This is a genomic window from Sulfitobacter sp. JL08 (assembly GCF_003352045.1).
Taxonomy (GTDB): Bacteria; Pseudomonadota; Alphaproteobacteria; order Rhodobacterales; family Rhodobacteraceae; genus JL08.
The window spans coordinates 4,295,674-4,316,021 of record NZ_CP025815.1; the positions used below are offsets into that span (position 1 = coordinate 4,295,674).

19 protein-coding genes are annotated in these 20,348 nt (G+C 56.2%); 10 read left to right on the forward strand and 9 right to left on the reverse strand.

Going from position 1 to position 20,348, the window contains the following annotated elements:
• Positions 1–54: 54 nt before the first annotated feature.
• Entirely contained in the window at positions 55–1,230 is a 1,176-nt protein-coding gene (locus tag C1J05_RS21075) for an acetyl-CoA C-acyltransferase family protein (protein ID WP_114872504.1), read from the forward strand.
• Positions 1,231–1,237: 7 nt separating this feature from the next.
• Here the strand turns inward: C1J05_RS21075 and C1J05_RS21080 are convergent, their stop codons facing one another.
• The 4 genes from C1J05_RS21080 to C1J05_RS21095 all read right to left on the reverse strand — a co-directional run bounded on the left by C1J05_RS21080 (position 1,238) and on the right by C1J05_RS21095 (position 5,929).
• On the reverse strand, positions 1,238–1,771 hold the full coding sequence (locus C1J05_RS21080; protein ID WP_114871985.1) for a hypothetical protein: 534 nt from the start codon (positions 1,769–1,771) through the stop codon (positions 1,238–1,240).
• 156 nt (positions 1,772–1,927) lie between these two features.
• Positions 1,928–3,289, reverse strand: coding sequence for a polysaccharide biosynthesis/export family protein (locus C1J05_RS21085; RefSeq protein WP_205389010.1), 1,362 nt, complete (start codon positions 3,287–3,289; stop codon positions 1,928–1,930).
• Positions 3,290–3,305: 16 nt separating this feature from the next.
• The gene (locus C1J05_RS21090; RefSeq protein WP_162798176.1) at positions 3,306–3,929 is read right to left on the reverse strand and encodes a YjbF family lipoprotein; all 624 of its coding nucleotides are present in this window, start codon (positions 3,927–3,929) and stop codon (positions 3,306–3,308) included.
• Between the two features lie 8 nt (positions 3,930–3,937).
• Positions 3,938–5,929, reverse strand: a complete 1,992-nt coding sequence (locus tag C1J05_RS21095; protein ID WP_254684671.1) for a YjbH domain-containing protein — start codon at positions 5,927–5,929, stop codon at positions 3,938–3,940.
• 429 nt (positions 5,930–6,358) lie between these two features.
• On the opposite strand from C1J05_RS21095, the gene C1J05_RS21100 reads away from it, so the two are divergent.
• A complete protein-coding gene (locus C1J05_RS21100; RefSeq protein WP_114871987.1) occupies positions 6,359–7,039 on the forward strand; it encodes a sugar transferase in 681 nt (226 codons plus the stop codon).
• Here the strand turns inward: C1J05_RS21100 and C1J05_RS21105 are convergent.
• From C1J05_RS21105 to C1J05_RS21115, 3 genes are read right to left on the reverse strand one after another with little or no spacing between them, the layout of a single operon-like run.
• Positions 7,011–7,766, reverse strand: a complete 756-nt coding sequence (locus C1J05_RS21105) for a glycosyltransferase family 4 protein (RefSeq protein WP_114871988.1) — start codon at positions 7,764–7,766, stop codon at positions 7,011–7,013. The genes C1J05_RS21100 and C1J05_RS21105 overlap by 29 nt on opposite strands.
• Positions 7,730–8,143 (reverse strand): hypothetical protein, encoded by a 414-nt coding sequence (locus C1J05_RS21110; RefSeq protein WP_114871989.1) that lies wholly within the window; start codon positions 8,141–8,143, stop codon positions 7,730–7,732. The genes C1J05_RS21105 and C1J05_RS21110 overlap by 37 nt, the downstream gene beginning before the upstream one ends.
• Positions 8,140–9,267 (reverse strand): glycosyltransferase, encoded by a 1,128-nt coding sequence (locus C1J05_RS21115; RefSeq protein ID WP_114871990.1) that lies wholly within the window; start codon positions 9,265–9,267, stop codon positions 8,140–8,142. The genes C1J05_RS21110 and C1J05_RS21115 overlap by 4 nt, the downstream gene beginning before the upstream one ends.
• 124 nt (positions 9,268–9,391) lie before the next feature.
• Here C1J05_RS21115 and C1J05_RS21120 point away from each other — a divergent pair, with 124 nt between their 5' ends.
• Genes C1J05_RS21120 through C1J05_RS21140 form a run of 5 tightly spaced genes read left to right on the forward strand, consistent with a single transcriptional unit; the run spans position 9,392 to position 15,008 of the window.
• Positions 9,392–10,117 carry a sulfotransferase family 2 domain-containing protein gene (locus tag C1J05_RS21120; protein WP_162798177.1) on the forward strand — a complete coding sequence of 242 codons (726 nt, stop codon included), beginning with the start codon at positions 9,392–9,394 and terminating at the stop codon, positions 10,115–10,117.
• Entirely contained in the window at positions 10,117–11,376 is a 1,260-nt protein-coding gene (locus C1J05_RS21125) for an O-antigen polymerase (RefSeq protein ID WP_114871992.1), read from the forward strand. Before C1J05_RS21120 ends, C1J05_RS21125 begins: the two co-directional genes overlap by 1 nt.
• On the forward strand, positions 11,369–12,385 hold the full coding sequence (locus C1J05_RS21130) for an acyltransferase family protein (RefSeq protein WP_162798178.1): 1,017 nt from the start codon (positions 11,369–11,371) through the stop codon (positions 12,383–12,385). The genes C1J05_RS21125 and C1J05_RS21130 overlap by 8 nt, the downstream gene beginning before the upstream one ends.
• Positions 12,376–13,839 (forward strand): oligosaccharide flippase family protein, encoded by a 1,464-nt coding sequence (locus C1J05_RS21135; protein ID WP_162798179.1) that lies wholly within the window; start codon positions 12,376–12,378, stop codon positions 13,837–13,839. Before C1J05_RS21130 ends, C1J05_RS21135 begins: the two co-directional genes overlap by 10 nt.
• Entirely contained in the window at positions 13,836–15,008 is a 1,173-nt protein-coding gene (locus tag C1J05_RS21140; protein WP_114871995.1) for a GumK N-terminal domain-containing glycosyltransferase, read from the forward strand. The genes C1J05_RS21135 and C1J05_RS21140 overlap by 4 nt, the downstream gene beginning before the upstream one ends.
• On the opposite strand, the gene C1J05_RS21145 is transcribed toward C1J05_RS21140, so the two are convergent.
• Together C1J05_RS21145 and C1J05_RS21150 are read right to left on the reverse strand one after the other, a co-directional pair.
• Positions 14,978–16,327 (reverse strand): hypothetical protein, encoded by a 1,350-nt coding sequence (locus tag C1J05_RS21145; RefSeq protein WP_114871996.1) that lies wholly within the window; start codon positions 16,325–16,327, stop codon positions 14,978–14,980. The genes C1J05_RS21140 and C1J05_RS21145 overlap by 31 nt on opposite strands.
• Positions 16,327–16,602: a spike base protein, RCAP_Rcc01079 family gene (locus tag C1J05_RS21150; protein WP_114872507.1), complete on the reverse strand. Its 276-nt coding sequence runs from the start codon at positions 16,600–16,602 to the stop codon at positions 16,327–16,329. The genes C1J05_RS21145 and C1J05_RS21150 overlap by 1 nt, the downstream gene beginning before the upstream one ends.
• Positions 16,603–16,820: 218 nt before the next feature.
• On the opposite strand from C1J05_RS21150, the gene C1J05_RS21155 reads away from it, so the two are divergent.
• The 3 genes from C1J05_RS21155 to fcl all read left to right on the forward strand — a co-directional run bounded on the left by C1J05_RS21155 (position 16,821) and on the right by fcl (position 20,347).
• Entirely contained in the window at positions 16,821–18,257 is a 1,437-nt protein-coding gene (locus C1J05_RS21155; protein ID WP_114871997.1) for a mannose-1-phosphate guanylyltransferase/mannose-6-phosphate isomerase, read from the forward strand.
• 90 nt (positions 18,258–18,347) lie between these two features.
• Positions 18,348–19,415, forward strand: coding sequence for a GDP-mannose 4,6-dehydratase (gene gmd, locus C1J05_RS21160; RefSeq protein ID WP_205389012.1), 1,068 nt, complete (start codon positions 18,348–18,350; stop codon positions 19,413–19,415).
• Positions 19,412–20,347 (forward strand): GDP-L-fucose synthase, encoded by a 936-nt coding sequence (fcl, locus tag C1J05_RS21165; RefSeq protein ID WP_114871999.1) that lies wholly within the window; start codon positions 19,412–19,414, stop codon positions 20,345–20,347. The genes gmd and fcl overlap by 4 nt, the downstream gene beginning before the upstream one ends.
• Position 20,348 lies beyond the last annotated feature (1 nt).

Consider the following 20,348-nt stretch of genomic DNA (forward strand, 5'->3'; position numbering starts at 1 on the left):
ATCCGGCTTGCGTTGCTTATTATTGGCTTTGAAAACTTTCAAAGGAATCCCGAAATGACCGATATCGTAATTCTTGACGGCGCCCGCACTGCAATCGGCACTTTTGGCGGTGCGTTGGCCGGAACGCCCCCAATTGATCTTGGCGCCGCGGCGGCCAAAGCGGCGATGAGCCGGTCCGGTGTCGAAGGTGGCCAGATCGGCCATGTCGTTTTTGGCCATGTGATCAATACTGAACCACGTGACATGTATCTGTCGCGGGTCGCCGCAATGCAGGCCGGAATTCCGGACACAACCCCGGCGATGAACGTGAACCGCCTTTGCGGGTCCGGCGCGCAAGCGATCGTGTCGGCGGTGCAATCCCTGATGTTGGGGGATGCGGAATTTGCGCTGGCGGGCGGGGCGGAAAACATGTCGCGTTCTCCGTTCATCATCCCGGATCAGCGCTGGGGCGCGAAAATGGGGGATATCCGAACGCTGGATATGATGCTGGGCGCGCTGAACTGCCCGTTCGGCACCGGCCACATGGGTGTGACGGCCGAAAATGTGGCCGCCGAACATGATATTTCGCGTGCCGCACAGGATGCCTTTGCCTTGGAAAGCCAGAACCGGGCGGCCAATGCATTGCAGAACGGATATTTCAAATCGCAAATCACGCCGGTCGAAGTACGCGTAAAACGCGATACCGTGCCGTTCGAAGTTGACGAGCACCCCAAAGCCACAACCGCTGACGCACTGGCCGGATTGCGCACCGTGTTCCAGAAAGACGGGACTGTCACGGCGGGCAACGCATCCGGTATCAATGACGGCGCGGCAGCAATTGTACTGGCCACAGCCGATGCGGCAGCCAAGGCAGGTCTGAAACCCAAAGCACGCGTTTTGGGCTATGCCCACGCCGGTGTTCGCCCCGAGGTGATGGGGATCGGGCCGGTGCCTGCTGTGGAAAACCTGCTGGCGCGCACAGGATTGTCGGTTGCGGATTTCGATGTGATCGAAAGCAACGAAGCGTTCGCTGCTCAGGCCTGTGCCGTGAACAAGGGCTTGGGTCTGGACCCAGCCAAGGTAAACCCCAACGGTGGCGCGATCGCGCTGGGCCATCCGGTTGGCGCAACCGGAGCGATCATCACGATCAAGGCGCTGTACGAACTGGAACGTATCGGCGGGAAAAGGGCGCTGATCACGATGTGCATTGGTGGCGGGCAAGGCATCGCGCTGGCGATCGAGCGGCTTTGATATCAACCTAAGACTGTTTCGGGGTTGGTGCGCATTGCGCCAGCCCCATGCGGATCAGTTCTGTTCCGGATATCCGGTAGTAGGTATTGATCCGCGCCCGCCCGGTTTTCAGGTACCATCCGCGCAATGGTTCCGGATAATGCGCCGCAATCAGATGGGACCAGTATTCAAACGCCTCCGGACGCAGGCGAACCCCGTAATTCGAAGGCCCGTGAAACCCGAAACTGGTGTCCGGCAATACGCAGGTCTGCGGCAGACCCAGATACAATGTGCAGGTTGAATAACAGACCCGCCCCCGCAGTTCGATTTTTTGACCGTTGGCACGGATCACAGCCAGCTTGGCCAGTTTGGTCCGGATTTTCCCGCCTCGGTCATTGCCGATGACAACCGTCTCTCGCGCCGAAATCTCTTGCGCCCGGATCAGTCCCGATCCCGTAAACGACGGACCGACAAGACACAAAAGGCAGGCTGCGAAACACCGCATCCACTGGCCAAATTTGCGCACGCAGCGCGTTGTGCCGGCGCACCCATTGCCCATCATACATCACCTCACCATTGACCGGCGTTAAAACGCACGCCGAATGCCCGCGCCCCCACGACGCCCGGACAGCACAACAGACAAGAACTAACAGGAAATTGACCCGGCCCCGCGAAATACGGTCGGTTTGATTAAACTGCTCAGGACCGGGCGAAAACCTTAGTTGATGGCCGCCACCATGGAAGTGGTCAGCAGCGATGGCGTGATTTGCTGGATCACCCTGTTCCAGCGGGTAACCGGCTGTTCGGCGACAAAGATGATATCGTCGGGGCGCAATTCGAACCGCGTTGCCAGTGTAAGATTGGCCGCATTTCGGGCATCCAGATGCCAGGCTGTGACCGCGCCGAATTCGCGCGGGTCGGGCGATGCGCGCAACACATAGATTTCGGAGATATCGCCGGTCCGGACAAGAACGCCGTCGCCGGCGCCATAAAGCGCATCCGCCAGCGATGCGCGTTGTTCGTAAGGCAGTGTAAACCGCATCTGGGATTTCACTTCGCCCGTCAGATAAACGTGATCCTGATCATTTGCGCCGAAATCACTGCGCACCTGAAAATTTGATCGCGCCTCTTCCAGATTGGCCCTGCGCAAAGACACTTCCGTCAGCAATTCCTGTACAGCAAGTTCTCGGGACTGGCGGCGCGCATCATCCAGCAATATCTGCTGTTCAAAGTAAGCCTGCGCTCTGGCCAGATCGTATTCGGTATCAACAAAAATGGAATCATTTGCCAGCAGTGGCGTTTTCATCAATTTGGGATCGGAATAAAGGCGCTGCAACGGAATCTGGTACAGGCTTCCGTCGCGGTAGAGCCGCACCGAAGCGTGATCCTGATCGCTTGCAGTGATACCGCCTGCGGCGGCAATGACCTCGTCCAGATAGAGGGGCGTCAGTTTGATCGCCGCGATTGCCGGATTGGCGACGGCCCCGCCGATGGAAACGCGGTGCGCATTGAACTCTGCAACCTCAAGACTGAATGTCGGGTCAATCTGGTTTCCCACAAACGCCTGAAACAGCGTCGCTTCGGCCTGATCCACGGTCATATGCGCAATTCTGACGCGGCCCACATTGGGGATCGCAACCGCGCCGTCATCCTGAACGGTATGCCCGCGCCGGATATTTTGCATTACACCGGGATCCGATGCGCCACCCTCTGACAGAAATCCGCCTTGCGTCGCCACAACAACGACATCGCCAATTCCGAACCGGTAGGGGCTGTGTTTCACCTGTGGCGGCAAACGTGTTTCGATCGAACCGGGCCGCGGTTGAGCACTTATCGCACCCTGGGGATATGTCTGCACCCCTGCAAAGCCCGAGCCGGTGCCGGCCGTCTGGCTGAAAACCGCAGGCAGGGTTTTGGGCCTGTAGGGTGATGAATTCGCCAGCAACAGGTTTTCCCCCGAAATGGCCAGGACACGCACAGGGGTTTGCGAAGCCGTCTGTGTGGATATCGAAGGGCTTTTGTAGATCGCCCCACATCCGCCAAGCGCGAGGAGCACGCCAAACACTATCGAATTTCGCATTTTCAATTCTCCAGACTCATTTTGGAACCATCCGCAACGCCAGCGGCCCGATAAAGGAACCGGCCCATTGACGGGATTGCACAATGTCACCGGACGCGGGATCGACCCAATAAAGGTTGATGAAGGTTTGATCCGGATTGCCGCAGTCCTCTTGCATCAGACGGGTGTCAAATGCGGCATCGCCGATGCGCAAACTGCGCCACCCGCGCGACGAAACGGTGCAAATATAGCTGCGCGTTTCGACCTGATCGTTCCCACCCAGAAAACTGTGAAATCGCGTGGCCTGCCCGGCGCGAACATCTTTAACAAGTGCGGCAGACATCGACACATCCGATCCCATCAAATCGCCACCAAAGCCGCGTGTTGCGACCAGCATCCCCTGGGCCAGCGTTACGGTTGCACTGTCCTGGCTGATCCAGGTTTCAAATCCGTCCCGTATGGCATCGCGGCGCATCACCCCGGCCACGTCCAACGCTTCAATCCCTACCTGAAGGGCAGGTGCATCATCGCGGACCAATTGCGAAAAACGTGGCGATGGCGGCGCGACGGATTGGTCGCCGGGCAGCATGGCGTCAACCAAAACATATTGGCCGGGCGTGCACGCCGTCAGCATGAAAACATGAAAGAGTACAAGTACCATCCGCCCGATCATCGCCAGAACCGCCCGCACTGATTTGCAAGAGCCGGTTGTCGTAAGTCGCGCGTCACATCATAAAGGCGGTTGCGCACATCCAGCCGCGCACCGCCATCGCGATACACAGGGCGAATGGTTTGCGAGACAGTGTCTTTTGACGGCCGCCCGGTCAGCCACGACACCGGAATTTCCAGCCGTATGCCTTTGTCGAACGATCCTTCGCCGAAGGTGTCGAACGGCACATCGGTCAGCGTAACGAAACCGCCCAGCTTGAAACCGTTCTTGAATTCACGGTCCAGCGTGAACGTGGCGCCCCAATCCTTGGCCAGATAGCGGCCCACGTCCAATTGGCCCAGAAATCCGTTTCCGAAATCATAATAAGTTGATGCATGCCCGGTGACGACGCCATAATCCTGAAAGCCGAATTGCATATCAAAATCGCGCTGCACGGCGTAATTGATTTCTGCGCCATAGGCAAAAGCGCTGTTTACCGGATTCCACAGGATTTCACCGGAAACACCACCAAACATCGGTTCAAGATACCCGACCGTCATACGCGCAAAAACATCCTTGGCCGGGCGGGAAAAATGTTCGCCGGTCAGATAGGACAGCCTGAGGTCGGATTCTTGCGCATAGCGAAAAACGTCTGATCGCACAGGGGGCAATTCCGAATTGGACACCCTTGTTGCGTTATCAAGGTTTCCGGCAACCGGTTGTCGGATACGGCCTGACAAAAACCACCCCGGCGCTGGGCTGTATTCCGCTTCGGCCTCGATCCCGAATTCGATGCGGACAGGGTTGTCTGGATCAAAAAAGGCGACTTCCAGATACCCGCCCAATCCTGCGTCAAAAATCGGGTAAAGATCAGGAACGGGATCGCCCTGATCTGCGCCGAACGCATCTTTGATCCGGCTGCGTGCATAAGATTGCCACGCGGCATCGGGTGAAAATTCCAATGCGCCCAGATTGGTCCGGTCAATCGTGATTTTAGTCACTTCAATGCCTTGGGTGATCAGGGTGATTTCGAATATGGCGATGTGGGGCGGAAGCGTGTTCGCCATTGCCCGCGCTGTGCGGCTGATGGCTTGTGCCCCGGCGTCAAAGCGTGTGTTTGCAACCGCGATCCGGGCGGTTTTGGCATCTACGTGAAACCGGTGCAGGATCAGACCGTCCTGCGCCAGAATGCGGGTCAGGTGTTCGCGCGGCCCAGTCTTGGCTTCGGGCATGTTCCAGCTTGCTGCGGCAACGTGGTGTTGTGGCAGTATCGCGGGCGGGGCGGGCCCGATGCCACCGGGGATTGGGGGCAAAGCCGGGTCGAGTGTGTAGCTGAGCGAAACGCCCGCTTCAGTTCCGTATAAATAATAGGCGCCCAGCGTAACGCCATTGCCCCATTTGTACTGGGCGCTCAGGTTGAATGGGCTTTCCTGCTGTGTCACCCCTTTTGCCGCTTCGTCCAGATAGGCATCGCTTGAATACTCTGCCGCGAAGGACCATTGGTCCGTTGCCTGCCAGTGGATGCCTCCGAAGAACGCGGCATCCCCGCGAAACCAGCTGTCAAAATCCGGCTGCCCGGTTTGTACACCACCGCCGCTGCCCTGCTTTGGGCGCGTTTTGAAGCTGTCCGAGATGAAGGCAAACGGCGATCCGAAACTGTTGCGGGTCGCCAACCGTCCCCATCCGATCCCGCCGGTCAGGCTGATCCCGTGACTGATTTCCTTGGTCGCGACAACATATTCACCGCTGTAAATTCCGGTTCCGCCAAAATCACGCAGCCCAAGCGCAATGGCGGGGCGCGCGTCGGTTTCCTCGGCCAGTAGCATGTGAATGTCAAAGCTGCGATCGTATCGTGTACCGCCATCGGCATCATAGCCGTTCAGCGTGGAATAGTGAAACGCCCCCTGAATACGGGGCGTGATCTGAAACGTCAGTGTATTGCGGCCAGTGTTGCGAAATTGTGCGGTACCTATCCCTATGATCCCATCCTGCGCGGTCCGCGCAGTTGGCATGTCAATCAATCCGGGCGTCCCGAAAAGTGACATCTGCTGCGCGTTTGAACCGGACGCAGGCAAGACGAAAACACCGGCCAGAACCAGAACATATCGGGGTATGAGGCACGGCATTGCGATAAAGGGCGGCCTTTCGTTGACACAACGGCAAAGCCTTAACATGGGCGATTCGGCCAAATGGTTAACAACCCATGGTTGTTGACGAATTTAGCTAATTCTGGGGTAGAAATACAACAAACACGAAAACACCCTCCTACCCGTCATCGCAAATCCGGATGCCCGTTCTGCGTAGATCATTCGATCTATCCCACTGTTATTAATAAGTATTAACGAAATTTTTAGCTCTTCCATTTACGCTTCATTAACCCTGCGCACCGTTAATCTGCCAGTAACCGTGATTGCCAAATCACCGAATTCTGGATTTTTACCATGCGCGACATTCACACTTTCGCCGGCGGATACCTGCGGCCTGAAGCCACCGAACGCACAGCATCGGCCCATCTCTATGGGCGTGCGGGAAAGCGGCTTTTTGATATTGTACTGGCGCTGCTGCTTTTGCCGGTTCTCGCTCCGGTTATCCTTGTCCTGAGTGCGCTGATCCGGATGGATGGTGGCCCTGTGTTCTTTGCGCACGAACGGATCGGGCGAAACGGAGCGCGGTTCAACTGTCTGAAAATACGATCGATGGTGCCGGATGCGGAAACCGTACTGAAATCGTATCTAGCAGCGAACATACATGCGGCGCGTGAATGGGAAATGCGGTTCAAGTTAACAGATGATCCGCGGATCACATCGGTCGGCCTGTTTCTGCGCCGCACAGGTTTGGATGAATTGCCCCAAATCTGGAACGTTTTGCGGGGGGATATGTCATTCGTGGGGCCGCGCCCTGTAACCGCGCCGGAACTGGGCATGTATGGACCCCACAAAGCGGCCTATCTTTCCGTGCGGCCAGGGGTGACAGGGGCATGGCAAATCCACGGGCGAACCACGGGCTGTTATGTGAACCGCGTCGCGCTGGACCGGTCCTACGTAGAAGACCTGAGCCTGCGCCGCGATCTGGCATTGATCGGGCAAACGGCATTCAGTGTTCTGAAGATGACCGGAAGCTGATCAATTTTTGGGCACGGGCAGATGATGCCGGTATCGGCATCTCTTCCACGATGTCCAGCAGGGTGTTGGCACTGTCCATCCATGAATAGCGCCGCGCCTGTGCACAGCCGGATGCCGTTATCTGGTCCAGTTTGACGGGATCAAGGTTTTGAAACGCGCGCAAACACCGCAAAATGTCATTTGTGTCGGACGGATCAAAATACATTGCAGCGTCGCCCAACACGTCTGGCATCGCGCTGCTGGATGATGACAGAACGGGCGTGCCCAGTGCCATCGCTTCAAGGGGCGGGATACCGAAACCTTCGTAGAGGGACGGCCACACGAACCCTTTTGCGCCTTTATACAAAGCGACAAGATCATTGTCCGGTATCCGTCCCAGATTGCGGATGCGGTCATTGACCTTGATGTCCGCATGTGTCAATCCGTTTGCCCCGCCCCCGGCAATGACCAAAACAGGGGCGTCGGGGCATTGGGCATGGGCCGCAATCAAACGCGCAATGTTCTTGTTCGGGCTTTGATTGCCCACGGCCAGCAGGTACTGATCGGGTTTCAGGTTGAACCGATGGAGACGGGCCAGATCGGGTGCAGTGCCTGCCAGATGATCCGCGCTGTTGGGAATGACCCTGAAATCAGTTGCAGACAGGCCGCAATAGCGCGCCAGTTCCTGGGCGGAAAACGCGCTGACCGTGATCAATCGACGGGCCCGCCGTGCCAAACGGGGCCGCATCCAGCTGTGAAAAATCCGGTATGAATGTGAAAATGCGCCGGGAATGGCGTAAATATTGGCATCTGCAGCGCCACAATCTGGTTGTCATGCCGCAAGGGGCCCGAATTGCAAAGACTGATCAGCCGCCCGGTGCGGCTGGCCTGCCACAACGCGGTCTGTTCCCAGAAATGACCGCGCCCGCCCTGCACGCGCCTCAGTTCGATATTCTGCCATCCGGGATCAACCACTTTCTGTCGGGCGGGATAAAGCGCAACGATGGGTCCGACGGACCGTTGCGCGGCAAGCCCGTCAAGCGCCCGGCAGATTTCAAGGGCGTAGCGTTGAACACCGGAAAGCGGTTGTGTCAGAAATCGCGCGTTCACGAACACCGGTGTCATTGCGTAAGGCCATAAAGCGCCGTTGTGCGTTCACCCAACCTGTCCATATCCCAGTGGCTGACATCCGTGGCGCGTGCACCGTCTTGCAGGTGGTGCCGCAACTGCGCATTGGTCAATATCCGTGAAACGGCCTGTGCCGCAGCCACAACATCGGATGCCGGTGTAATCAACCCGTTCACGTCATGCTTCACGATTTCCTCGATCCCGGGCAAGGCGCTGATGACGATCGGACAGTTCGCAGCAACAGATTGTACCGCAACCCGCGGCAAACCTTCCCGCAGAGAGGTCAGAACACTGACATCTGCCAAGGCGAAAAGCGCATGTGGATCAGGGCGGTGCCCGCAGAAAACAACGCTGTCCGACAATCCTAAATCAACGACAGCGCTGCGCACTGCACCTTCCAGCGGGCCAGCCCCCGCCAGCAACAATTTCGCATTCGGCGAGCGCTCTAACACGATGCGAAAGGCGTTGAGAAAAGCGATATGCTGTTTGCGTTTCTCGAACGCGGCCATCATCAAAACAACGGGTGGACGGTTTTTCTGCCCCAAGATTTCGCGCCAGTCCGCTGGGATGCTCGGGTTTTGAAATGCGTTCAGTGCCATGCCCGAATAGACGCAATGCGCGGATTTGTTTTCGCAGATTCCTGCCGAAACATATTGCTGAGCGGTGTTTTGTGACACGGCGATAAACAGATCGGTATTTCGCGCTGCGATCCGTTCGGCCATTACAAAGGCCTTTCGCTTGAACCAGTTCGCATCTTGGAAAGGCACGATATGAATGCCGTGCACCACGCGCGCTTTTGGAACCGCCCGCGCAGCAATCCGGCCAAGAATACCAGCCTTGCTTTGATGGGTGTGAATGACATCAGGTTGCAAATGCGCATAGAGTCGGCGCAATGCGAAAATGGCACGGGCATCCTGAACCGGGCTGATCGGATGTACCATATCCGGTACGCAAACAAGCGTGACACCCGGCAGTGGTCTGTGCTTCCAGACCGGATCAAAGTCACGTCCGTAAAGCAACGTCACGCGGTGCCTAGCCCGCGCCTGCCACAAGCAGGTGGCGATCGTGTTCTCTTCGGATCCGGCCTGCAACAGGCGCGTCACAACATGAACCAGATGCATTCAATGGGCCCGCGCCAGTTTGCGTCAAAAAAACCCTACGGTCACTTTGGTTAACTGATGATTAACGATCCCGAGGCTAAACCGGGTTCATCCAAGACCGCTTTGGTCTGTCAAAGGGTGCCTGTTGTTGCATAGCCTCGTTTACATTCATGTGCCCAAATGCGGCGGAACCAGTTTCGGGTCTGCGTTGCGATTGCGGTTCTTTTATTCGCAGGCGACCATTGCGCTGGGCGAAAGCCGTGCGGTGCAAAGCGCGCTTTATCCCGCAGCGCACGGGCTGGCCCGGATCAAGGCGGAATACGCCGTGCGTGATGTGATGCTGGCACATTTACTGGCGCAGAATTACCGATGCATCAGTGTTCATGCGCGCTATCATCCGGATCTGCATGACAGATACCGTGGCTCCAGCGCATACGTGACGCTGCTGCGCCATCCGGTGGACCGGTTCCTGTCGCATTACCATTACTTGCAGCGCCATCACCCAAGCGCGGATCGCGCGGCAACACTTGATGCGTTTCTGGACAGTCCGGATGCGGCCCGGCTGGGCGCACAGTACCTGTTCTACTTTGGCCGAACCCTTCCTTTTGAAACCAATGATCTGGATCAGGCCATCGAAACCGCAAAATCCGCATTGGGGCAGTTTACGCTGATCGGCGATCTGTCGCGTGCGCGATCCTTTCACAAGGCGCTGAACGCGTTATCAGGCATTCCAGTTCCGGCGCTTCATCGCAACAGGGCACCAAGGCCCGGGCACCTGCCAGATGGTGATCTGCTGCGCCGTCTGTGCGCCATTTGCAGCCCCGACATCGCGATTTATGAACATGCCCAGACGCTGAGGCACTGCGCCTGATGCGCAAGAACGTATCCCTGTTGTCGCCGCCTGCGCTTATCTGCTTTTGTTGGACGCTTACTTTTTTCGTGGCGGGATGCGCCCTGCTTTTACCGGATGTGTTTGATCTGCTGCCGGTTTTCATGGCGCGCGAAGACCTGTCTACAGACGGGTTTTCGGTTCTGGGCAGTGTTTGGATCGCGCTATGCCTGTTTGTTTACCTGACGGTTGATTTTGCTGTCAAAACCGTTCTTTCGCCAAATCCAACGGCCCATGTCCCGCTTGATGTAGACCGTGCAGCCTTATTGTGTTTTCGCACCAATCTGCTGCTTTTGGGGGTCACGGCCATCTGGATCGCAACCACGGCGCAGTCTGTCGGCGGGATCAGGGCGCTGGCCGCCCTTGTCTATTTAGACTCGCTGGGCGCGCGCGATCTTCTGCTGCAAAATAAACTCTTCACCGGGATGCGGCTGTTCTATGCGGCTTTGCCGGCGACCGGTGCCATGGCGGCCATATTGCTGGCGTTGCAGGCCCGTTGCCCGCTAAGCCAAAAAAGCAGACGCCTGTGCCAGATCACCTTCGCCATCAATCTGATTGCGCTACTGGTGCTCCCCATCGTGATGTCGCAGCGGTTGCTTTTGCTACAGTTCCTGCTGTCGGCCTATATCGGTGTTTGCATGGTGCGCGGCCGGTTTGTGGGCTTGGCCTACCTGCCTTTGGGTCTTTTCCTGTTTCTGGCCACATGGGTCCTGCGCGAAGCCATCACCAACCCAAGCCTTGATCGCTCTGCCTTTGATATCGGGCTGCAAAAGCTTGCGTTCTACTTCGTCAATGATTTGTGGAACTCGTACCGTCCCCTGAAATCCGAGATCAGCCACACATTCGGTATGTTCTCGTTACGCGGTCTGTTGTTTTTTTCATTTACCGACGGGTATTTTACCACGCTTCTGTCCGACCGTCTGATCGCAATTGAAGACGTGCGCGGCGGCGGCGATTTTTCGATTTTCACCGCACCTTACGTTGATTTCGGCCCGGTCATCGGTGTTCTTTGCGTGGCCCTGATGGCGGCCGTGTTCCGCTATGCCTATTGGGCCGGATCGCAAAGCCCGCTTGGCGCGCTGGTATACGGACAAATCGCGGCATCCTTGTTGTTCTCCATGCATGGAACTTACTTTACCCATCACAATTTCTTTTTCTCACTGATCATTCTGGCCTCCCTCTGTCATCTGTCGCGACAGGCACGGCACGGCCCCCGGTATGGTGCGCAACACCATGTCTAGGCATCCGGGCATTCAAGTGCTGCGTGCTCTTGCCGCGATCATGGTGCTGGTCGGCCATGTTCTGGCCGAGGCGGAACACTATTTCGATCAAAGCTTTGCGTTGAGCGGTCTGCCCTGGACGCGCGGCGTAGATATCTTCTTTGTCATCAGCGGGTTCATCATAACCCTTTCGGCATCGCGGATCTGGGGAACACGGCACGCTTCGCTGCGTTTTATCTGGCACCGGATTCTGCGTGTCGTGCCACTTTATTATCTCTTCACAACGCTCATGCTTGCTGCGCTTGTCTTTGTTCCGGGGGGCGTAAAAGACACTGTTCTTGATCCTGCACAGGTCATCTCGTCCTATTTGTTCGTTCCCTATGAACGGTATGACGGTCGTATCGCCCCGATCCTGTCGCTGGGCTGGACCCTGAATTACGAGATGTTCTTTTACGGGATCATGGCGCTTGCTCTGGCGTTGCCGCGCGGTGCGGCTTTTGTTGCTGCCCTTGGCGTTCTTTCCGGCCTGAGCGTGATCGGCCTGATCATTCGACCGGATCAAACGATGCTGGCGTTTTGGACCAATCCGATCATTCTGACTTTTGTGTTTGGCATACTGATCGCCCGCGCCCAGATTGCGGGACTGACGCGCAAAAAAGGCGGCGTGGTTGTCTTTGCCATCGGATTGGGCGGGTTGGTGGTTCTGAACACAATGGTATCCGGTCTGCCGAGGTTCATCAGCAGCGGGATACCCGCCGCATTCATTGTTGCTGCTCCGGTTCTTTTCAGTGAACAGACATGGGCGCCGCGCATTGGCATCGTGTTGGGCGATGCGTCTTATGCCCTCTACCTGTCGCATCGTTTTGTGCTGCGTGCCGCCACCTTGATACTGCTTCCCTTTCTACCGGCTTCGCCGCTCGCTGCCTTGCTGTTCACTGTTCTGGTCTGTGGGGCAGCGATTTTGGCCAGTGTTTGTGTCTATTATAGGATCGAAAAGCCAATGTTGCGATGGGCAGAGCAGTGGCGGTGAACCGTTCCAACATATCGCTTGGTCTGTGGTCGATCGTTCTGCAGTGGAGCAGGTTCGCCATTGCGGCCCTCGTTTTCATTTGTATCGCCAACTGGTTGTCGCTGGCTGAAATCGGGGCCTTTGCCGTGGCCGCCGCGCCGCTGCGGTTTCTTCAGGTGGTGCACCGGACGGGCATAACGGATGCTGACATTGTCGCACGTTCGAACCTTGCACATGGCAAGGAAACCGATGCGCTTTTTGTTATCTCGATCTGTGTTGCATTTGCACTGGCAGCTTTGCTTTATTTTGCATCCCGGATGGTCGGTTTTCTCTCTGAAAGTGAACTGCCCGTTGGCCCGATGATGGCATCACTTGCAATCGTTCCGCTGTTCAATGGATTGGCTGCAGTGCCAGAAGGTATCTTGCGCCATTCTCTGCGGGTCAGGGCATTGGCGCTGCGTACCATGGCCGTTCAATCGGTTTCCGCCGGATTGACGTTTGTTGCGGCCAGCCATGGCCTTGGCCCCTGGTCGCTGGTCCTGTTTTTGATTGCAAATGCAGTTCTGGGGGCAGTGAGTGCCCTATTCATTGCACGATGGCGTCCGTCATGCCTGCCACGGCCAAAGCATCTTTTTGGCCCTGCGCGTTCGGTTCTTGTTTTGTCGGGGCAGGCATTGGTGTCCAATGCGTTGCAACCCCTGCTGCAATTGTCCGTTGGCTACTGGTTAGGTCTGGCAGACGCGGGTGCGTTTCAGATCGCAATGCGGTTTCTGGGGTTGCTGGATGCAATTGCCGTGGCTCCGGCGCGGTATCTGGCCTTGCCGCTTTTGTCGGGGTCCGGTCGTGGCAACGGCTGGTTTGAACGCACGGTTCCCCGCGCTGTGCGCCTGTCTGCGCTTGTTTCGGCGCCCGTCTATTTGGGTGCTGCATGCACCGCGCCGCTGATACTGGCGGTATTTGTGGGGCCCGATCATGCCCGATCCAGCGCCGCCATGTTTCAGTTTTTGTGTTTCCTGGGTTTGGCAAATGCCGTGTCGATGATACTGCTTCAGGCGTCTGTTGCAGCGGGTCGGGCCGATGTCGCGCTGTGGCGCAGTCTTGGATTGTTGATCTTGTCTGCTGTTCTGGCTTGGCCGGCATTGGGATATTCTGCAACGGCTGTCGCGGGCAGTGCCGCTGTGGCAGGCATGTGCATTTCAATTTGCATGTTCTGCACCGTACCGCCCAAAATAGACGTTCCGGTCAAACCAACAGCGCGCGCCGCTGCATGGCCCGTGATGGCGGCCTTATCCATGGGGTTCATGATACATGCGCTGGCCCGGACACCGGCGCTGCAAAACCTCTCGGACCCTTTGCAATTGGGGTTGCTCGTGGTGGTGGGCCTTTCGATCTACGCAATTCTGATCCGCTTGATGGCCAAGGAATCCATCACGGATTTGGCGTTTGTCTTTAAATCGCAGGAAAGCCGCCCATGACGGTGCCAAAAAAGAAAGCTGTCATTCTGACCGGCCATTTCGCGGTTCAGAAAAGACGCGCGAATATTCTGTGGCTGTCAGATGAACTGCGTGCGCACGGCTGGCATGTCACGATCATCACCACCGGGTACAGTTGGGTTTCGCGTCTGCGCGGGGACCGGCGGTTTCAATCGCTTTATGCGCCGCCAAAAACCGGAACACAGATCATTGACGACACTCTGACACAAATATTCCGCTACGCGCCGATCCACCCGTTCAGCCTGCGCAATGTCCGGCTGGACAGAATTGCGCGCCCCCTGCACCGGGCGTTTCATACCTATTGGCGGTCACGGTTGCGCGCATCCTTGCCCGGTGCCGATCTTGTTATCGTTGAAAGCGGGCCACCCATTGTCCTGGCAGATATTGTTTCCCGCTATGCGCCGCACGCGGCCCTTGTCTATCGGGTCAGCGACGATGTCGATCTGCTGGGGCTTCCGCCTTTTGTGCGACAGGCCGAAGTGCGCCATGCCCACCTGTTTGATCGGATTAGTATGGCAAGCCCGATCCTGGCGCGGAAGTTTCCAACCCATGAAACGGTCGCGATTGATCCGATCGGAATTCCCAAGAAACTCTACGACACTGATATGCCAAACCCGTACGGGCCAAATCGCGCAAGCTATGAAGCGGTATGTGCGGGCACCACGCAATTCGATATCGGGGCGGTTCTGGCCATCGCTCGATTAAGGCCCGGCTGGCGCTTGCACATACTGGGCCGCTTGCGGGGCGATCCGCCCCCGGATTGTCCGGAAAACCTGATCTTTCATCATGAACAACCCTTTGAATTGACCGCCGGATATATCCGGCACGCCGACATCGGGCTTGCCCCTTATCTTGACAGGCCGGGGGTTGAATACCAGACGCACCAAAGCAACAGAATTTTGCAATACAGGTATTTCGGCCTGCCCATCATAGGCCCGCAACGATTGTGTCATCCTTCTGTTCCGTCGATATACGGATATTCCGACATCTCAGATCAGACATTGGAATCGACCCTGACAAAGGCCGAAATGCACAAGCGTGTATGTTCGGACCCGTTGCCCGACTGGCACGATCTTTACCTTTCCATTGTGTCGACCCGGAAAAGACCGGGCCGTGGCTGTCAGAACGCCAAAATTGACCCGCCGCCATAAATCGCGTTCACGCCCGCTTCGGCAATGTGGCCCCTGACAAAGACGCTGCCGCCATTTGCTTCGATATCCAGATTTTCGATCGCGCCTCCCGCGGCATCGGCCCGCGTTTGTTCCAGCCAAAGGTTTGTTTCGTTTGAAGATTTGAACGTCACGCAACTGCCATCCGGATCCCGCGCCGTCACATAGGCTCCGATCACCCACATTCTGGCGTTTTGCACCACATGCACCTCGGCTCCGTTGCGCGAATACCCGAAACGGCCGCCAACAATGGCCGCGATAACGCTGTCATGCGCTGTCACGGCATTGCAGGACGTTGCCGAAAACGCGCCGTTTTCAAAGCTTGTGCAATTGGATAGGACCACCTGCATCGCGTTGGCGTCATCCTGATGAAAGCTCCACCCGTCTTTCGCTCCGCATGATGCATCACAATCAAAAAACGCGATTAATCCGTTTGTCCGTCGTATCCGCACCGCATCCAGAGGCGACGCTGTATTTGAAGGCGATGAATACCGAAAGGAACAGGACACACCAACAACGTTGCGATCTGCCGCTGCATCGCAGTGCAAAGCCCCTGTAATGCCACCTTCGATGTGGATATTCTCCAGATAAAGATCATCGGAATGATCCAGAAATCGCGCCCCGTTGAAGTTTCGGATTGCAGCAATATCGCGCGGGCCGGGTGCGCGACCGATGTTCACGTGCAAAACGGATCCGTCCTTGAACCAGGTGTTGACCGTCGCTTGACAGGCCACCAGATCGTTGGCTTGCACCAGTTCAGAATAAAGCCCGTTTTCGGTTCGCACATCGGTGCGAAACACCCTGTTCAAGGATGTAATTCCGGCGGAATATGTGCCGCCTGCATCGCTCCATTCGGCTTCAAACGGGCCTGTGCGGTACCAAACCGGGCCATTCCAACCGATCACGGCAACCGGATAGGCAGGTTCGATCTGTCCGTTTTTGGTAAAGGCGCTGCCCTCGAATTCACCTGATTTGATCAGAATGCGATACGCCGCGCCTGTTGCATTGCCCGCGCTGAAAGCGGCATGAATGGAACGTTTTGCATTTGTGAAATCGCCATCCATGCTGCCAAAGCCGCTGTTGCCATCATCGCCATCAACGCCGTCCACATGCAGGGCCGCACCGTCCCAGATCAAGGGATCAACCAGTTGACGTGGGTCCGTATTCAACCGAAAGGCACCACCGGCGGACATGCGCACATCCAGCGCAAGAACAGAACCGTCCCATCCCAATCCGTCCGGCGGACCGAAAAAAGACTGCTGGCGCGCGCGCGACGTACAATCAAACCCCAGGCCAATCATTAGTATAACCCGATAATGCCGGACGCGGTTGTACCGCCTGCACTGCCAAGAACACGCCTTACCCGAAAAGGATAGACGACGCCGGCGGCAAGCCCCGGCAAGACAACGGTACTGCCATCCATCAGAATTGCGCCTACGTCACCTCCTGCGGCAACCATGATGGCCCGCGGCAAGACGCCAAGATCAGTGTTATCATCCGGTACAATCGAAAAACCGCCGGTCGCAGGGGCGGATAATCCGGGCTGGAAACTTGAAAAGTGGTCAAGGATTGGCATTTCTAACTCCTGCAAAATCAGCGCCAAACATGCAGTGCGAACCTGTCCAAAACATAACCGGACCGTGACGGTGGGCGTTGCGTTGTATTTTCGATGCACCGCAGCCAGCATTGCGCCTGTCGATACCTTTCAAATCGGTGCCAATCTGCTATTCGGAATAGGCGTACGATCACGAAGGCGGACGTTTTTGAAATAGACGGATTTGTCAGGGTTAGAACATGCAATCAATTTATCCGGTTCTGTTATGCGGTGGGTCTGGAACCCGTCTTTGGCCATTGTCGCGCAAAAGCTATCCCAAACAATTTTCACCATTGATCGACGCGCAATCCTTGTTTCAGGCATCGGCCGTGCGCATGTCGGGAAAGACGCAGTCATTGTCTTTCAATGCACCCGTCATTCTTACAAATTCGGATTTCCGCTTTATCGTGACAGAACAATTGACCGAAGTCGGCATTGACCCCGGTGCAATTCTGATCGAACCACAAGGCAGAAACACGGCCCCGGCCATCCTTGCGGCGGCGCTTTACCTGTCAAAATCCGATCCCGATGCAATCATGCTTATCGCGCCGTCAGACCATGTGGTGCCTGACGCGGGCGCATTTCACGGGGTCGTTGAACAGGGATTGGCCGCTGTGGAAAAAGGCCAGCTTGTTACCTTTGGTATCACACCGGATCGTCCCGAAACCGGCTATGGCTATCTGGAACTGTCCAAAAAGCCAGACGGGTCCGGTGCCCCGATTGCCCTGTCGAAATTCGTCGAAAAACCAGATGCCACCACCGCAAAAAAGATGTTGAAAGCCGGAAACTTTCTTTGGAACGGCGGCATTTTCCTGTGTCGGGCAAGCGAAATCATCGCTGCCTTCAAAGCCCATTCACCTGACCTGATCGACCCTGTTCAGGCCTCGATAAACAACGCCAAAACAGATCTGGGTTTTTTGCGGCTTGCACCGGATGACTGGTCAAACTGCAATGACATTTCGATCGACTATGCCGTGATGGAGCGGGCCGACAACCTCTCGGTTGTTCCCTTCACCAGTGCCTGGTCTGATCTTGGCGGCTGGGATGCCGTCTGGCGCGAAACCAATCCCGACAAGGATGGTGTGTCTACCAGCGGTCCGGCAACAGCCATTGATTGTGAAAATACGCTTTTGCGATCCGAAAGCGAAACCTTGGAAGTGGTCGGTATCGGCCTGAAGAACATAATGGCAATTGCCATGAATGATGCCGTTCTGGTCGCAGATATGAACCGGGCGCAGGATGTAAAACTTGCTGTTTCGGCGCTCTCGGCCAAGGGTGCGACGCAGGCTGTGGCCTTTCCCAAGGATCACCGCCCCTGGGGATGGTTCGAAAGTCTGGTGGTCGGTGACCGGTTTCAGGTAAAGCGTATCGTTGTCCATCCGGGCGCGGCGTTGTCGCTGCAATCGCATGTTCACCGGTCCGAACACTGGATCGTTGTGGAAGGCACTGCAAAGGTCACGATTGACGATAAGGTGCAACTGGTGACAGAAAACCAGTCGGTCTACATTCCGCTGGGCGCTGTTCACCGTATGGAAAACCCCGGCAAGGTTCCGATGGTCCTGATCGAAGTTCAGACCGGTGCCTATGTCGGTGAAGACGACATTGTGCGGTATGAGGACGTCTACGCGCGCGAATGACGCGAATGAATTGCCGCCTTCACATCCGGGCACTCGCGGTTTAGCACAGGCTTCAAACAGATTTTTGCGCCTGAAAGAATGGAAAATTTGATGACAAAACGTGCAATGATAACGGGCGTCACCGGACAGGATGGTGCGTATCTGGCAGAACTTTTGCTTAAAAAAGGCTACGAGGTACACGGGGTCAAACGCCGGTCCTCGTCTTTTAATACGTCGCGTATCGATCACCTGTATCAGGATCCGCATGACCGCGAAGTCAAATTCAAGCTCCACTATGGCGATATGACCGACAGCACAAACCTGATCCGTCTCGTGCAGGAAATCAAACCTGACGAGATTTACAACCTTGCGGCCCAAAGCCACGTTCAGGTCAGTTTTGATACCCCGGAATACACAGCCAATGCCGATGGTATGGGCACCCTGCGTCTGCTTGAATCAATCCGGATTCTGGGCATGGAAAAAACCTGCCGGTTCTATCAGGCGTCTACATCCGAACTTTACGGTCTGGTTCAGGAAGTCCCGCAAAGCGAAACAACACCCTTTTACCCGCGCTCGCCCTATGCAGCGGCAAAGCTTTATGCCTACTGGATCACCGTCAACTACCGCGAGGCATACGGGATGCACGCGTCCAATGGTATCTTGTTCAATCATGAAAGCCCGTTGCGCGGAGAAACCTTTGTAACCCGCAAAATCACCCGCGCTGCTGCAGCGATCAGCCTTGGACTGCAAGACAAACTTTATCTTGGCAATCTGGATGCCAAGCGCGATTGGGGCCACGCACGTGACTACGTGGAAGGCATGTGGCGCATCGTTCAGCAGGAGACAGCGGAAGATTTCGTTCTGGCAACAGGGGAAACCCAAAGCGTGCGCAGTTTTGTTGACGCCGCGTTTGCAGCCGTTGGTATTTCCATAGGATGGAGCGGTACGGGCGTTGACGAAAAAGGCATCGATGAAAAAACCGGTCAGGTTCTGGTCGAAGTGGATGCCCGGTATTTCCGTCCGACCGAAGTTGACCTGTTGATTGGCGATCCGACCAAGGCGCGTGAAAAACTGGGATGGACCTATACAACCACCCTGTCGGAAATGGTGCGTGAAATGGTTGAAAGCGATCTGAAAGTCGTGGCGCGTGAAAAATCGCGCAAGGACCGCGAAGGATGATGTTTGATCTGTCCGGCAAACGTGTTTGGGTCGCTGGGCATCGCGGCATGGTTGGTGGCGCTGTTGTCCGTCGCCTTGCAAGTGAAGATTGTGAAATAATCACGGCCGGGCGCGATGTTGTCGATCTGACGGATCAGGCTGGCGTTGATCGCTGGATGGAAAAAACCCGCCCGGATGCCATCGTTCTGGCGGCGGCGAAAGTTGGCGGAATTCATGCCAACAATACGATGCCGGCGGAATTCCTGCGCGATAATCTGGTACTTGAAACAAACGTTATTCATGCCGCCTATCAATGCGGGGTCGAAAAACTTTTGTTTCTGGGGTCGTCCTGCATCTACCCCAAATTGGCGCCACAGCCGATCAGCGAAGATGCTCTTTTGACAGGCCCTCTTGAACCCACGAACGAATGGTACGCGATCGCCAAGATCGCGGGTATCAAGATGTGTCAGGCGTATCGCAAGCAATACGGCTGTGATTTCATTTCCGCACAACCAACCAACCTTTACGGACCGGGCGATAACTATAATCTTGAAACAAGCCACGTCTTGCCCGCACTTCTCAGAAAGTTTCACGAAGCAAAGGAAAGCGGCGCCAAATCCGTAACGCTGTGGGGAAGCGGAACACCGTTGCGCGAATTCCTGCATGTCGATGATCTTGCGGATGCGCTTGTGTTCTTGCTGAAATCCTACTCCGGCGATGTCCCTCTGAATGTGGGATCAGGTTCCGAGGTCACCATTCGCGAACTGGCCGAAACGATTGCCGATGTTGTCGGCTACAAGGCCGAACTGGTTTTTGATCCGTCAAAACCCGATGGCACACCAAGAAAGCTTATGGATTCTTCGCAACTGCACGCCCTTGGATGGAACAACGTGCGTTCCCTGCGCGATGGTATTGAACAAACCTATCAGGCGTTGGACGGTCGTTTTTCCTGAT

Coding starts and splice junctions, on each gene's coding strand:
- gmd (WP_205389012.1), top strand. CDS start 18,348: ATGACAAAACGTGCAATGATAACGGGCGTCACCGGACAGGATGGTGCG.
- C1J05_RS21095 (WP_254684671.1), bottom strand. CDS start 5,929: ATGCCAACTGCGCGGACCGCGCAGGATGGGATCATAGGGATAGGTACC.
- C1J05_RS21110 (WP_114871989.1), bottom strand. CDS start 8,143: ATGACACCGGTGTTCGTGAACGCGCGATTTCTGACACAACCGCTTTCC.
- C1J05_RS21075 (WP_114872504.1), top strand. CDS start 55: ATGACCGATATCGTAATTCTTGACGGCGCCCGCACTGCAATCGGCACT.
- C1J05_RS21115 (WP_114871990.1), bottom strand. CDS start 9,267: ATGCATCTGGTTCATGTTGTGACGCGCCTGTTGCAGGCCGGATCCGAA.
- C1J05_RS21085 (WP_205389010.1), bottom strand. CDS start 3,289: ATGCGAAATTCGATAGTGTTTGGCGTGCTCCTCGCGCTTGGCGGATGT.
- C1J05_RS21140 (WP_114871995.1), top strand. CDS start 13,836: ATGACGGTGCCAAAAAAGAAAGCTGTCATTCTGACCGGCCATTTCGCG.
- C1J05_RS21090 (WP_162798176.1), bottom strand. CDS start 3,929: ATGGTACTTGTACTCTTTCATGTTTTCATGCTGACGGCGTGCACGCCC.
- C1J05_RS21150 (WP_114872507.1), bottom strand. CDS start 16,602: ATGCCAATCCTTGACCACTTTTCAAGTTTCCAGCCCGGATTATCCGCC.
- C1J05_RS21105 (WP_114871988.1), bottom strand. CDS start 7,766: ATGCGGCCCCGTTTGGCACGGCGGGCCCGTCGATTGATCACGGTCAGC.
- C1J05_RS21145 (WP_114871996.1), bottom strand. CDS start 16,327: ATGATTGGCCTGGGGTTTGATTGTACGTCGCGCGCGCGCCAGCAGTCT.
- fcl (WP_114871999.1), top strand. CDS start 19,412: ATGATGTTTGATCTGTCCGGCAAACGTGTTTGGGTCGCTGGGCATCGC.
- C1J05_RS21130 (WP_162798178.1), top strand. CDS start 11,369: ATGTCTAGGCATCCGGGCATTCAAGTGCTGCGTGCTCTTGCCGCGATC.
- C1J05_RS21155 (WP_114871997.1), top strand. CDS start 16,821: ATGCAATCAATTTATCCGGTTCTGTTATGCGGTGGGTCTGGAACCCGT.
- C1J05_RS21125 (WP_114871992.1), top strand. CDS start 10,117: ATGCGCAAGAACGTATCCCTGTTGTCGCCGCCTGCGCTTATCTGCTTT.
- C1J05_RS21080 (WP_114871985.1), bottom strand. CDS start 1,771: ATGATGGGCAATGGGTGCGCCGGCACAACGCGCTGCGTGCGCAAATTT.
- C1J05_RS21100 (WP_114871987.1), top strand. CDS start 6,359: ATGCGCGACATTCACACTTTCGCCGGCGGATACCTGCGGCCTGAAGCC.